The sequence below is a fragment of the Paenibacillus sacheonensis genome (assembly GCF_009909195.1).
In the GTDB taxonomy this organism is placed as follows: Bacteria; Bacillota; Bacilli; order Paenibacillales; family Paenibacillaceae; genus Paenibacillus_Z; species Paenibacillus_Z sacheonensis.
In genome coordinates, this window is record NZ_JAAAMU010000021.1 from 22,076 (window position 1) to 36,496 (window position 14,421).

Annotated in this window: 10 protein-coding genes; 8 read left to right on the forward strand and 2 right to left on the reverse strand. The window is 57.5% G+C overall.

Annotated elements, in window-relative coordinates; translation table 11 throughout:
- Positions 1 to 115 precede the first annotated feature (115 nt).
- Both GT003_RS26920 and arfA read right to left on the reverse strand, forming a co-directional pair.
- Positions 116 to 484: a VOC family protein gene (locus GT003_RS26920; RefSeq protein ID WP_161703826.1), complete on the reverse strand. Its 369-nt coding sequence runs from the start codon at positions 482 to 484 to the stop codon at positions 116 to 118.
- A gap of 204 nt (positions 485 to 688) precedes the next feature.
- Positions 689 to 2,197, reverse strand: a complete 1,509-nt coding sequence (gene arfA / locus GT003_RS26925; RefSeq protein WP_161703979.1) for an arabinosylfuranosidase ArfA — start codon at positions 2,195 to 2,197, stop codon at positions 689 to 691.
- Positions 2,198 to 2,364: 167 nt separating this feature from the next.
- Between arfA and GT003_RS26930 the strand changes: the two genes are divergently transcribed.
- From GT003_RS26930 to GT003_RS32715, 8 genes are all read left to right on the forward strand, one after another.
- On the forward strand, positions 2,365 to 3,273 hold the full coding sequence (locus GT003_RS26930; protein WP_161703828.1) for an ArsR/SmtB family transcription factor: 909 nt from the start codon (positions 2,365 to 2,367) through the stop codon (positions 3,271 to 3,273).
- An 11-nt stretch (positions 3,274 to 3,284) separates the two neighbouring features.
- The gene (locus tag GT003_RS26935; protein ID WP_161703830.1) at positions 3,285 to 4,238 is read left to right on the forward strand and encodes a TRM11 family SAM-dependent methyltransferase; all 954 of its coding nucleotides are present in this window, start codon (positions 3,285 to 3,287) and stop codon (positions 4,236 to 4,238) included.
- A 249-nt stretch (positions 4,239 to 4,487) separates the two neighbouring features.
- Entirely contained in the window at positions 4,488 to 5,819 is a 1,332-nt protein-coding gene (locus GT003_RS26940; RefSeq protein ID WP_161703832.1) for a response regulator, read from the forward strand.
- A 17-nt stretch (positions 5,820 to 5,836) separates the two neighbouring features.
- Entirely contained in the window at positions 5,837 to 8,581 is a 2,745-nt protein-coding gene (locus GT003_RS26945) for a sensor histidine kinase (RefSeq protein WP_161703834.1), read from the forward strand.
- 148 nt (positions 8,582 to 8,729) lie between these two features.
- Positions 8,730 to 10,919 carry an RICIN domain-containing protein gene (locus tag GT003_RS26950; RefSeq protein WP_161703836.1) on the forward strand — a complete coding sequence of 730 codons (2,190 nt, stop codon included), beginning with the start codon at positions 8,730 to 8,732 and terminating at the stop codon, positions 10,917 to 10,919.
- 203 nt (positions 10,920 to 11,122) lie between these two features.
- A complete protein-coding gene (locus tag GT003_RS26955; protein ID WP_161703838.1) occupies positions 11,123 to 12,568 on the forward strand; it encodes an ABC transporter substrate-binding protein in 1,446 nt (481 codons plus the stop codon).
- An 81-nt stretch (positions 12,569 to 12,649) separates the two neighbouring features.
- Positions 12,650 to 13,549 carry a carbohydrate ABC transporter permease gene (locus GT003_RS26960; RefSeq protein WP_161703840.1) on the forward strand — a complete coding sequence of 300 codons (900 nt, stop codon included), beginning with the start codon at positions 12,650 to 12,652 and terminating at the stop codon, positions 13,547 to 13,549.
- A gap of 8 nt (positions 13,550 to 13,557) precedes the next feature.
- A complete protein-coding gene (locus GT003_RS32715; protein WP_161703842.1) occupies positions 13,558 to 14,391 on the forward strand; it encodes an ABC transporter permease subunit in 834 nt (277 codons plus the stop codon).
- Positions 14,392 to 14,421 lie beyond the last annotated feature (30 nt).

A 14,421-nucleotide genomic window follows, 5' to 3' on the forward strand; every position in this document is an offset into this window, starting at 1 on the left:
CAGGGTTGGAAAAGCTGCCTTTAGCTTTCGCTGAATTCGCTCATAGGAATGCCCCTTGTAGTAGAATGGTTTACGACAAGAAACATTCTAGCGTAAATTGGAATAAGAGGGAGTTTTACTCCATGAATTCCAGCCGATTGCCGAAGGGATCATTCAGGAAGAAACGGCGGACGCCTTCGGTATCCCTGGCATCGTCCAGCGTTATGGCGATGCCGCGTCCTTCGAGATGCCGGATGAGCCCGTCGAGGCTGCTTACGATAAAAGCCGGATGCGCCTTCGTCGCCGGAACGAAGTCCCGCTGCACGCCGACGTGGACCTGCTGCGCGCCGCATTGGAACCACGCTCCGCCTCGCTGCAGAAGCGGCTCCGGCTTCGGAATTTCCGGCCAACCCAGCATGGTGCCGAAGAATTCCCGGGCTGCCGGCTCGCAGCCCTCCGGAGCGGCAAGCTGCACATGGTCGATTCCGATGAATGAGAAGCTCATTGGCGTTACCTCCCTGTTAAATTGCATTCTAGTTTCATTATACGAAACTAGGTTTCACTAAAATTAATTATACGCCTCTCCATGTTCGCTAATCTACTCCGACTTTTATAGTGAAAATGCTCAAAGCCCGGTGCTTCTGCACCGGGCTCTTCGACGAATCACTTCAACCAGCATCAAGCCAAAGCCGCCATCACCCAACCATCGTCAAGCCAGCTTCAAGCGAATCACGTTCCAAGAAGCCTTGCCGAGCATGGCTTGAACGGTGCTGCCGTCCGCTGCGGCATTGCCGCCGGCATGCGGGGCGACGCGATTCGGCGCATCCTCGGTGTTGGCCGCTTTGAGATCGTCGCTTTCCAGTACGATGTGCTCCAGCACGCGGAACTCGCCGAAGCTCCGGAGGTCGATATCCAGCGGCAGCGATTCGCCGAGATGGCGGTTGACGGCAAAGACGACCACCTCGCCGGCTGCTTCATGATGCACCGCGACGGCGTCGAGATACGGAACGTCGGTGTAGTCCTTTGCGTCGTATTTCGGCGAGGTCACGAGCGGCACCAGTACCGTTCCGCGGCCGAAGATGCTGGCATGCATATACGGATAATAGATCGTCTGCTTCCACGCACCGCCGCCATTGGACGTCATGATCGGCGCAATGACGTTCACGAGCTGCGCCATGCAGGCCATCCGCACCCGGTCCGCGCGTTTCAAGAGGCTGATCAGCATGCTTCCGACGAGCAGCGCGTCCTCGTGGTTGTAGACGTCCTCGAGCTGCGGAGGGGCGATCGACCATGGCTCGATGCGGGAATCGGCGTCGTTGGAATGGTACCAGACGTTCCACTCGTCGAAGGAGAGGTGAATCCGTTTCTTGCTCCGTTTCTTCGCCTGCATATAATCGCAGGTCGCGATGACGGTATGGATGAAGCTGTCCATGCCCATGGACTGGGCCAGGAAGTTCGCCGTATCTTTATCGCGGTTGCCATAATACTGGTGCAGCGACAAGAAATCGACCTCGTCGTAGCAATGGTCGAGCACCGTGCGCTCCCATTCCGGGAACGTGGACATATGGAGGCTGGAGCTGCCGCAGGCGACCAGCTCGATGGAAGGGTCGACCCAGCGCATGACCTTGGCGGTCTCGGCGGCGATCCGGCCGTACTCCGCGGCGGTTTTGGCGCCGATTTGCCAAGGGCCGTCCATTTCGTTGCCGAGGCACCAGGTTTTGATGCCGTGGGGCTGCGTATACCCATGCTGCGCACGGAGATCGCTCCAGTAGGAGCCGGACGGATGATTGCTGTATTCCACGAGCTGGCGGGCTTCTTCGGGTCCGCGCGTTCCCAGGTTGACCGCCATCATCGGCGCCGTATTCGCTTTGCGGCACCAGTCGACGAACTCGTTCAGGCCGATTAAGTTCGGCTCCACGGTGCGCCATGCCAGATCGAGCCGCTTCGGACGCAGCTCGACCGGTCCGACGCCGTCCTCCCAATTGTAGCCGGAGACGAAGTTGCCGCCGGGATACCGAACGATCGGCACGTCGATGCCCTTGACCAGCTCCAGCACGTCGCCCCGGAAGCCCTGCTCGTCGGCCGAAGGATGCTCCGGCTCATAGATGCCGCCGTAAACCGCGCGTCCCAGATGCTCGATGAACGAGCCGTATATCCGCTTATCGACCTCGCCGATCGTAAAATCCTTATCCACGATCATTTTCGCTTTCATTGACATCATCGTTCACCTCGTAGTTAAATTAACATTGTTATTAATTAATTAACATAACAGCGATTACAACCCTATTAAACCGTATCTCCGCGGCCGCGTGCAAGCTTTTCTTTCTGATGGGATTGAATTAATATAATGGTTAACCAACTTGAACGGAAAACGGAGTGAAGAGGATGATACGCGCGAATTTGGATCGGCAATGGCTTCCGCTTTACGAAGCGCTCGCGAGCGACGTGCGCCTGCGCATCCTGGAGCTGCTGTCCGGGCAGCCGATGAACGTGAAGGAGCTTGCGGCGGCGCTCGGTCTCAGCAGCGCGATCGTGACGATGCATACGAAGAAGCTGGAGAAGGGCGGCTTGATTCAGACGAAGCTTGTCCGCCGCGGCGGCGGCACGCACAAGATCTGTTCGCTGGCCGTCAGCGGAGTGGAGCTTACCATCCCGCAGGTGGCGATAGAGAGGCGGGAGTACCAGGAGGTTTCCTTGCCTGTCGGCCACTATACGGATTTCGAGGTATTTCCGACCTGCGGGCTCGCTTCGACGGAGCGGATCATCGGGCAGTTCGACGACCCCCGGTATTTCATGGAGCCGGAACGCATGCATGCGCAGATCCTCTGGTTCGGCAAAGGATACGTGGAGTATCGGATCCCCAATTACGTGCTTGCCGGCCAGACGCTGGAGGAGATCGAGATCTCGCTCGAGATCGGCTCGGAAGCGCCCGGCGTTCGGGCGGACTGGCCATCGGATATCCATTTCTATCTGAATGACACGCTGCTCGGCGTATGGACGAGTCCCGGCGATTCCGGCGAAGGCCGGGGAAGGCTTACGCCGTCCTGGTGGACCGTCAATCAATACGGCTGGCTGAAGGTCATCCGCATCACGGGCGCGGGTACCTTTATCGACGGCCAGCGCTTGTCCGGCGTGACGCTGCAGGATATCGTCATGTCCCGCAACGACTGGACGCTCCGTCTTGCCGTGCCCGAGCATGCCGAACATGTCGGCGGCTTGACCATCTATGGCGAAGGCTTCGGCAATTACAACCAATCCATCCTCTTTCGAACCTATCGAAACACGGGAAACTAGCGGGTGGGAATATGAAAATGATAGAAAACGAACGCTATCTCTATCCGGCAGCCTCGCATGAAGACGAACAGCAGTTATTCGGCATGGAGATGCGTGCCTTATTCGGCCTGGAAGCAGATTCCGGTTGTGTGATTATCGGTAAAAACGTCGATCCCAGCCGAAGCCCGTTCCTTCGCGGCAGGCTGAAGGTGCTGTTGACGGGGGACACGCCCGCGGACATCGCCGGCCAAGCGGGAAACGCCGTCCGACTGGACGGCGCAACCTTCAAAATAACGTTCGTCTGCGGCGATCTGGATTACGAGCGGCAGCTGGCCGTCGAGAAAGAGATCGGCTGGGCGATCCAAGGGAAAGCGGAGATGCGCAGGCCTGACCGTCTGTTCGGCGCCGCCTACGTACGGGGGCGGTATTGGTTCGGCGAATATACGGCCAGCGAGCCGCTCTGGCTGAAGCATAACGCCAAGCCGCAGCCGTATTCCACGGCGCTTGGCACGCGGCTCGCGCGGGCGGCGACGAACATTGCGGTACCCGTTATCGATGAAGGCATGCGCGTCATCGACCCCTGCTGCGGTATCGGCACGGTGCTGATCGAGGCGATGTCGATGGGCATCGATATCGTCGGGTATGATCTGAACCCGCTTGCCTTGAAGGGAGCGCGCGTCAATCTAGCGCATTTCGGCATGCCGGACGTCGTGCGGCGCGCGGACATGACGACGCTTGAGCCCGGGGAAGAAGGGCCTTACGACGCGGCGATTCTCGACTTGCCGTATAATCTGTGCTCCGTGCTGCCGGACGAGGAACGCCTCGCGATGCTTCGCAGCGCCCGCCGCTTGGCGCGCAGAATCGTCATTGTCACGACGGAGACGATCGACGAGGCCATCGCGGAGGCCGGCCTGCGCATCGCGGACCGGTGCGTCGTGCGCAAAGGGAAGTTCGAGCGGCACATTCTTTGCTGCGAGGGGCTGTGAGCCTGGATGTGAAGCAGCGCCGTCCCGGCCGCGCATGGCAATGAAAGCCGAAAATCGGCGCCGCGAACGCCCAATTTGGCTTTTCCGGTGAGCGATGCTTAACGAGAAATGTAGAATTACGCGATATCCTGCGAAAACCCGGGCCATTTCCAAGCAATGCCTTGTCGATTTCTTGGGACAGCAGTAAACTGGAACTAGACCATCATTGCTGTTACTTACTGGCACCATAACGGGCAGGAGGATCACAACGTGTACAAATTGCTGATCGTAGATGACGAGAAAGAGATTCGCGAAGGCCTTGCCTCGTGGGCCTGGAATAATGTCGATATCGAGGTGGCAGGCATGTGCTCGCATGGATTGGAAGCGCTTCAATTCGTTGAGGAGCATCCTGTGGACCTCGTCGTCACGGATATTCGCATGCCGTTCATGGACGGCATCGAGCTGATGAATGCATTGAATGTACGCTATCCGTTCATCCGCGTCGTTATTCTTTCCGGCTATAGCGATTTTGAATATGCGCAGAAAGCGCTGCAGTTCGGCGCGATCGATTATTTGCTCAAGCCGCTTCAATTCCAAATGCTGCACGATACGTTTACCCGGGCAGTGGGACGACTCCGCGAAGAGAAACAGGCGGAATTCCGCGTGTCGGTTCTGAAGCGCAAGGCGGAAATGCTCACGCGGGTGCTGCGCGTCGATTTTCTGCGCCGCTTATTTCAGGAGCGCCTCTCGGAGGTTGACCTGGAGCAGGGCTGTTCGGACGGCGAGGTGCTGCTGGAGGGAGAGCGCTACTCGGTCGCCGTGTTCCGGCCGGAGCGTTTGGCCGCGCCGGGAGTCGCCATCGGAGACAGGGAGAGGAAGCTGCTCGTCTTCTCGATCGACAATATTCTGACCGACCTCTGGGAAGGCAAGGAGCTTGGCTACCATTGGGTGAACGGGCAGACGGGCGATGCGTACGTGCTGTCCATGAAGCCGGATGCGGAAGCGCATTTTGCCGAGCTGCTGCCGCAGTGGCGCAAATATAGAGGGTTATTCAAGTCGGCTTTCTCCGGAGGCATCGGCCATCCGGTAGGATCGCCTGGCGATATTTTCTTATCCGCCCAGACGGCATTAGGCGCGCTGGCCGCCGGCACGGAAGCGGGCACGCTTGCGATCGGTCGGCATGACGCCTTGCCGAGCCGCGCGATCCCGGCCGTTCTCGCGAGCAAGGAACAGAACGCTGCTGCGGCTGTTGCCGAGAGCGTCCGCGAATCGGCCGAGGAGCCGGTCAGCATGCTCTTAGTGCAGGCTAAGCAGTATATTCGCGAGCATTTCGACCGCAGTTTGACCTTGAAAGAGGTCGCGGACCAAGTGCATATCTCCGGGAGCCATCTATTCGCGCTGTTCAAGAATTCGGGACAGACCTTCCTCAGCTATCTCACTTCCATCCGTCTGCAGCGGGCCATGGAGCTGCTCGGCGGCACGAATCTCAAAATCTATGAAATCGTCGAACAGGTCGGTTATTCCGATCCGGCGTACTTTACGGAAGTGTTCAAGAAATACACCGGCAAGACCCCGCATGAATATCGCAGCAAAACGAGGTAACCCCGGAGGGAGACGGCATGCTTAGACGGTTCGGACCGACGCCGAGGCGGATTGTTATTCTCTCGGCGGCGCTTACCCTGATTACGCAGCTTGCGCTGGCCTATATCGGGTTGACCTACATGAACACCATCGACAAGTCGCTGCACGAGAAACGCTCGCAGGATATTCTGTACCAATTCCAGCAAAACGTGCTCGTTCAATTGAACGATATCGATAATTTGATGCTGCTCCTCCAAACGCCGGAGTTCAGCGACTACTACAAGAATCTCATGCGGCTTCGCGACGAGGACGTCGCGGCTTTGGGCATGCGGCAGCTGCAAGAGAAATTCAATACGCTGGCTCTCTCGACCGAATCGGTGCAGGCGGTTTATTTTTTGTCGAAAAACTCCGTTCAGCGCTCCCTGGTGCAGAAAATCCAATCCGCTTCGTTCACGGACCTGCCGCTGCTGGATCAAGACCGGCTGCATTATTCCAGGCTGGACAAGCTGATATTGCCCGACCGCGAGCAGCTGACGAAGTATTCGAAGGCGGACTTTGCCAAGTACTTCAAGACCGACAACCCGATGCTGGAGAAAGCGGACATCAAGCAGCTGAAGGCGTTCATGGCGGAAATCCAGGACCGGCTCGTCTTCTCGAACGGCAACGAGAACGGCGTGCTTACGATGATCGTGCTGAGCGACCGTTTCTTTCAGCAGGCCATCCCCGACAAGTCGCCGGACGGCACCTATTATTCCGTCATCGGCAAGGACAATCGCCTGCTGTGGACGACGGCGCCTTCGAATCCGCTCAAGCTGACCGAACAGAACGATTCTCCCGGCGACAAGGAACGGAAGCCGTCCGCCTCGTACAACAATGCGATCAAGGAGCTGCTCCCGTTCAAGCTGAGCATCGTGTACACGGATAAGGCGGCCGGGGCCAGCATGCTCCGCGACGAGCGCATCTACCAGATGGCGGTCCTGTCGCTTCTCACGCTGCTCTTCACCGTGCTGTTCAGCTATTTCTATTTGAAGCAGGTGTTCAAGCCGTTCCGCATGATTTCCAAACAGATCAAGAACTTCACCCTCAGCAGCGAGTGGCTGCTGAACTCCCTTCCGGAAGGGCTGATCAAGAAGGGCTTTCACGCCGTGTCCATGCGCAACAAGATCATTCTTGTCTTGATTTTGGCCGTCGGCATCCCGGCCGTGGCGGACGGGATCCTGTACAGCTGGATATCGAAGCACGACATTCAGCGCGAGGTGAAGGCGTCCGTCGACGTGACGGGGAGTTTCTCCGAGGTCAGCATCCGCAACCGGCTGCAGTTTACGGAAACGATCCTGAAGGAAATATCCGCGAGCCGGCAGCTGCAGGATTACGTCACGAACAATTACACGACGCCGCTGCTGATGGGCGGGCTTACGACGAATCTGCTCATGTTTCCGGGGCTTAACGATATCTCGTATTTCGTCCTGCTCGACGAGAACGGGAACTGTATCTATTCGTCCATCTTCTCCAATAACAAGAGCGCGTTCAATACCGACAAGGCCTTCTTGACGGATCGTTCCGAGCCGTACTGGATTACGAATTACAATAACGTCTTTAATCCGTTGTCGATGGCGCTCGTGAAGCGGCTGGATGGACCGGGAATTAACGGGGAGGCCACGTTTCTCCTCATGGTTCCGAAGCAGTCGATCTTCGAAAATATCGATTCGGGATTGATTAATACGTCGTACGTCATCTCCGACGCCAAGGGTCATCCGATCTACGAGTCGCGCCTGCGCACCATCAGCGAGGCCCCCGGCCAGCACTATTTCGCCAGCAGCATTCCGAACACGGACTGGAAACTGACGATCGGCTTCGTCTTCAATGACGTGCTCGAGAAGAACCGCGAATATCAGGAGCAATTCCTGCTCTTCACGTCCATCGTGCTGCTGCTGTCCGTCGTGGTGGCGGTCGCGATCGCGATACAACTGGTCAAGCCGATTCACCGGCTGAAGGAGACGATGCTTCGGGTCGGCGAAGGCGATCTGTCCTTGCGCTTGGATGACTTCGACCATACCGAGATCGGCGGTATCGTGCGCAGCTACAACCGGATGATCGATCAGCTGGACCGGGTCATGCGGGAAGAGAACGAGCTGATCGCCATGAAGACGAGGGCGGAGCTCGATATGCTGCAGGCGCAGATCAATCCGCATTTTCTGTACAACACGCTGGAAGTCATCAACATGCGCAGCATGAAGAGCGGCAATCTCGAGGTGAGCGCCATCGTCGGCGCGCTGGCGGACTTGTTCCGCTACAGCATCGCCAAAGGTTCGGATATCGTGGAGCTGGAGAAAGAGCTGGCGCATGTCGCCAATTACGTGACCATTCAGCAGATTCGCTTCGGCCACAGCTTCGAGGTGAATTACGAGGTGCCGGACGAGCTGCGTGGCAAGCCGATCGTGCGGTTCGTGCTCCAGCCGATCATCGAGAATGCGATCAAGCATGGCTTCCAAGGGTGGGAAGAGGGCGGTCTCATCGTCGTCTCGGCATCGGAAGAGAACGGTTATCTGAAGGTGAGAATCGCCGATAACGGGATCGGCATGGACCGAGAAACGCTGGAGCATCTGAGAACCGACCTGCAGCGGGAATACGGCAAAGAGCAGAGCGACGAGAACGGGATCGGGCTGCGCAACGTCTATCAGCGGCTCAGGCTGATTTACAAGGAACAGATGGCCATGACGATCGAGAGCAGCGAGATGAGAGGGACGACGATTACGCTGACCGTACCTTCGCAAAGTCCTTAGGAAATACCATACAAATCGGAAGATCGCCGTATTATACGCTTCAAGCCCCTGTGCTATCCTGAATGCGAGTTCGGTATCCGGGAGGGGGTGTCCGCGAATCGAGGTACCATTGTAAACCCATTCTTGCGAAGAGGAGATGGAAATTGCAATGCGATTAAGCGGAAAGAAAGCGATGGTGAAATTGCTGTTGATTGCGCTGCTCTTGTCCGTGCTGCCGATTGCTTACGGCGTAGCGGAGGCATCGCCGCTGCCGACCGGCTGGTCGAACGCCGACATCGGCACGACGGGGGTAGCGGGAAGCTCGGATTACAACACGACGAACGGAACGTTTACGGTGAAAGGCGCCGGCAGCGACGTGTGGGGCAAGAACGATTCGTTCCAATTCGCCTCCACGGCGATGAGCGGCGACGGCAGCATCGTTGCCAAGGTCGCAACGATGCAGTATACGCAAGCGTGGGCCAAGACCGGCATCATGATTCGGAATAACAACACCACGGGCTCCGTCCAGTTCTCGCTATTCTCGACGATGAACGGGCTGCTCATGGTGTACCGGAACGCGGCGGGCACGGATGCCCAAGGCGTGCAGGTAGGCGGCGTATTCTCGCCGGTCTGGCTGAAGATCACGCGCGCGGGCAACGTGTTCACGGGTTTCTATTCGACGAACGGCACGAGTTGGACGCAGATCGGCACCCCGCAGACGATCGCGATGGGCACCAGTACGCTCAAAGGGCTGGCCGTAACCTCGACGGATACGACGCAGCTGAACACGTCCACCTTTACGGACGTTGACGGCACGACGACGACGCCTCCGCCGACGGGTACGACGTATTACAAGCTTCCGAGCCGCTGGCTGTCGACCCAATATCTCTACGACGGCGGCACGCGGGTGAATTACGGGACGGGCAGCGGCGATGCGTACCTCTGGAGCCTCGAGGACGCGTCCGGCGGCTACTACCGGATCAAGAACAAGTCGACCGGCAAATACATGGAGATCAGCGGCGGCGCGGCGCAGGTCGTCTGCTCCGACATCGCGTCGACCAATACGACGAGCCATTGGGCGATCAACGTAATCTCCGGGTCGTTCGTATCGATCAAGAACCGCTCCAACAACGGGTATCTCAACGTCGAGGATCAGTTCGGCTATCCGACGGCCAACCGCACGACGGCGCCGGACAACAACAATTGGTGGTCGGAGCAGTGGAAGCTCCAATATGACAGCGGCCCGACGCCTCCGGCGTTCTATCCGCAGAATCTGGTCTCCGTCTCTTCGCCGGCTTACGGCGCCAACGTCAGCGGCAATACCACGGTCAACATCGTGGCGCCGGGACTTACGACCGCGACCGCGAAGAGCTGGCTTCCCGGCGGCACGTACGGCTCCGACAGCACGGTCGCGACGGTGACGCTGGACGCTTCGGGCCGCGGCTCGTTCGTCTTCCCGGCGAACAGCTATCCGCACGGTCCGATATCGGTGCGCATCACGGGCACGAACGGCAGCGTGTCGGATACGAGCTATCTGCAGCTGTACAATATGGGCGGCGTGACCTGGAACGAAGGCATGCCGTCGACGGCGCCGGCGCAAGCGAGCGGCATGTCGCTCGTGTTCTCGGACGACTTCAACGCGATGCCTTCGATCTCGAGCAACGGCAGCGGCGCGACGTATGCCGCGCATAAGCCGGGCGGAGGCGACTTCGGACTCATTCCGTTCGCCGACCCGACGGGCACGGGCAATCCGTTCTCGCAAGTCGGGACGTACCTGCGTATCCGAGCGGACGCGAACAAGAACACGGCAGGCTTGATCTCCTCGCTCAAGCTCGACGGCACGGGCATCACCGCCCAAGCGCCGGCTTACTTCGAAGCGCGCCTGATCGGTCCTTCCGCGCCGGGCAGCTGGCCGGCGTTCTGGCTCATGACGAAGAACACGTACCAAGGGCTGTCCGTGCCGGCGGATGAGCTGGACACGATCGAAGCTTACGGCGGCGGGGGAGCGGGCAATCCGAACCAGGATTACGGCTACTGGACGTCCTCGCATACGTGGAATTACACCAGCACGGTTACGGGCGGCATCTATCAGCAGCAGCCGATGAACACGATCGGCGGAGGCGGCGGCTGGGCCATGACGCCGCATGTGTACGGAACGAAGATCACGCTGACCGATACGATCTATTATCTGGACGGCATCGAGGTGGGCCGCCATCCGACGACGGATCTCTCCAAGACGCAGCCTATGTTCTTCATGTTGAACCTGGCTGCCGGCGGCAACGGCTGGCCGATGGACCTGTCCCGCTACAACGGCACGATCGATATGTACGTCGACTACGTCAGGGTTTACAAGCAATAGCGCTAAGCTGCCGGCAGGCTAGCAAGATCTGCCGGCAGCTTTTTTTGGCCGATTCCGGGCGATTCTACCGGCGATCGTCGTCCGGAACACCATACGATTACCCCGTAAAATTGGAGGATCATCGTATACAAACGCTTACATTTTGCATGGTATCCTTAGTTCAGCAACAAATTATCAAGAGCTTCTCCAAGGGGGATAAGAAGTTGAGAAAATGGTCTATTATGCTGACGGCGGTTACGGCCGCTGCGGTAGTGCTATCAGGCTGCGGAAACAACAACAACGGAGGCGGGAATACCGCCGAGAACAATGGCGCCAATGCACCGGCAGCGAATAACGGCGCGAACGCGCCCGCCAACGATGCAGGAACGGACAATGGCGGAGACAAGCCGGCGAGCGGGGAAGTCGTCACCATTCGAACGAGCATCTCCGACGGCGAGCTGTCCAAAGAGCAAATCGCCGAGTTCGAGAAAGAGCATCCGAACATCAAGATCCAAATCGATGCGGTCGACGCGACGAAATTGGCTGCGCAGCTCGCTACGGGCGACGCGCCCGACGTTATCCGCCTGTCCGGCGTATTCGATCTTCCGGGCTACGTCATCAAAGGCATCGCGCTTGACCTGACCGACCGCATGAACACGAGCACCGTCATCAAACAGGACGACCTGCTTCCGATCTCGAACGTCTACCGTTTCGACGGCAAGACGGTCGGCACGGGCCCGGTATACGGTTTGCCGAAAGACTGGTCCAACGACTATGCCATCTTCTATAACAAGAAATTGTTCGACGCTGCCGGCGTACCGGTACCGGATGCCTCCAAGCCTCTGACGTGGCCTGAAGTCATGGACTTGGCCAAGAAGCTGACGATCAAGGACGGCGACAAAATCAAGCAATACGGTCTGGCCGCCAACGAATGGGGCAAGACGGAGCCGAACTTCAACAACCTGCTCCAATACCTGCTTAGCGCGGGCGTGAACATCAGCTCGGACGACAACAGCTCCGTCGACTTCAACAAACCGGAAGTCAAAGATTACATCAACATGTGGGTAGACGCCGTGAAGAGCAACGTCGGACCGAACTCGGTCAACAATGACCAAACATCCGGCGGCGACCTCTTCTTCAAGGATCAAGTGGCCATGATCATCGACGGCTACTGGTACAGCGGCGCGATCCGCAGCAACGAAGGCGCGAAAACGCATTTGGCCGACTACGGCATGCTGCCGACGCCGATCGCTCCGAACGGAGCGCGCGTAGCGCCTACGGGCGGCGCGACAGGCGCGATCATCAACAAAGCCAGCAAACATCCGGACGAAGCATGGACGTTCTATGAATGGTTCTTCGGCGGCAAGCCTGCCGACGATCGCGCTTCGACAGGCTGGGGCCTGCCGGCGTTCAAGAGCAAAATGGAACTGCTGCCAAAGGAATCCGACTTCGACAAGCAAGTGAACACGGTGCTCCAAGACGAGCAAAACTACACGGGCCAATACCTGAACGTGAACCCGTACCTCGCGGGCGGCGGCTGGGCAATCTTCGATAAATACGTCCAACCGCTCTACTTCGGCAAATCGAATATCGACGAAGCGGTCGCCGGCATGACCAAAGACGCGAACGTCGCGATCCAAGAAGCGAAAGACGCAGTCGACAGCCAATAAAGTCTTCGACAACCAGTCAAGTCTACCGGGGAGGGTTCCCAGCAGAACTCTCCCCTTCTTTGTCCATAAAGGAGTGGAAAAATGAAGGAGAAGACGAAGCGTACAATTGCGTTTTATTCGATGATATCGCCGTGGTTCGTCGTGTTTATACTGTTCGGTTTGTTTCCGATGCTGTACGGGCTCTATCTGAGCTTCACCAATTACTACGGATTCAACATCAAGCATTTGAAGTGGACCGGGTTTCATAATTACCACAAGGTTTTCACGGATTCGGATGCGATGTATTCTCTGGGCAGAACGCTGTACGTAACGGCTATCAACGTGCCGCTGAGCGTGTTGATCGGCCTCGGGCTTGCGATGCTGCTGAACAAGCAGGTGAAGGGCGTAGGCGTGTATCGGACGCTTTTCTATCTGCCGTCCATCGTGCCGCCATTGGCCAGCGTCATCATGTGGAAATTTATTTTCTCCAGCAACAACGGCATTTTCAACGGTATTTTGGATCGGCTCGGTTTGCCGACGGTGAACTGGCTCGGTTACGACTATGCCACGCCATCCTTGCTTATCATGCTTTTGTGGGGAGCCGGCGGCGGCATCATCATTAATTTGGCAGGGTTGAAAGGCATTCCGCGCGATCTTTATGAAGCCGCTTCCATCGACGGCGCGACGCCGTTTAAGCGGACGATCTACTTAACGATGCCGCTCATGACGCCGGTAATCTTCTTTAATGTCATCAACGGTATCATCGGTTCCTTGCAAATCTTGATGCAGCCGATCCTGCTGAACGGCACGGAGCTGCTCTCTCGTCCGATTCAACCGAACTATTTGTACGCCGTACACGCCTTCCAGCAAGTTTTCGCGTTCCAACGGTTTGCTTACGGCATGGCGCTGCTCTGGATTCTGTTCCTGGCTATTCTTATCTTGTCTATTATCGTCTTCACGACGAGTAAATATTGGGTTCACTACGAAACGGATCAGGAGTGATGAATGCCGTGAATACTTCAAACCCAACCCAAAAGGGAAGCTTTCCGTTATACGCGGCGCTGATCTTGTTTTCCATCGTCTTCATGTTCCCGTTGTATCTGGCGCTGGCCAACGCGTTCAGTAATTGGAATACGTCGCCGGGCTTGGTGCCTTCGGGCTTCAAACCGGAAAACTTCAAGTATGCGACGACGATGATCGACTTCTGGCACTTCGGCAAAAACACCGTCATTCTATGCCTCATCCCGCTTTGCACGTCCACGTTGACAAGCGGTCTCGTCGGGTACGCCTTCGCGCGGATCAGCGTTCCGGGACGCAACGTGCTCTTCATGATCGTGCTGTCGACGATGATGCTGCCCGGTATGGTCACGCAAATTCCGCAGTACATTTTGTTTCATAAATACGGCCTGCTGGATACCTTCTGGCCATGGGTGTTCTGGGGAATCGGCGGCAACGCGTTCTTCATCTTCCTCTATCGCCAATTCTTCGCCGGGATTCCGAAGGAGCTGGAGGATGCGGCCAAGATCGATGGCTGCTCCATCTTCCGGACGTATTGGAACATCTTCCTGCCGATGTCGGCGCCGGTTATCGCGACCGTCTCGATCATGACGTTCACGGGCGCGTGGAACGACTTCATGGGGCCGTTCATGTTCCTGAAGCAGGACCACTATCCGCTTGCCACCGCGCTCAGCACGATCAGCTATACGGCCGAAGGCACGAAGCTTATCATCCAACCGGTTGCTACGGCGGCTGCGATTCTGCTCATGATTCCGGTATTGCTCACGTTCTTCTTCGGACAGCGTTATATCGTCGAAGGGATCGTAACGACGGGCGTGAAAGGCTAGGCCGGGCATACGGCCGTACAAGGCGTGCAC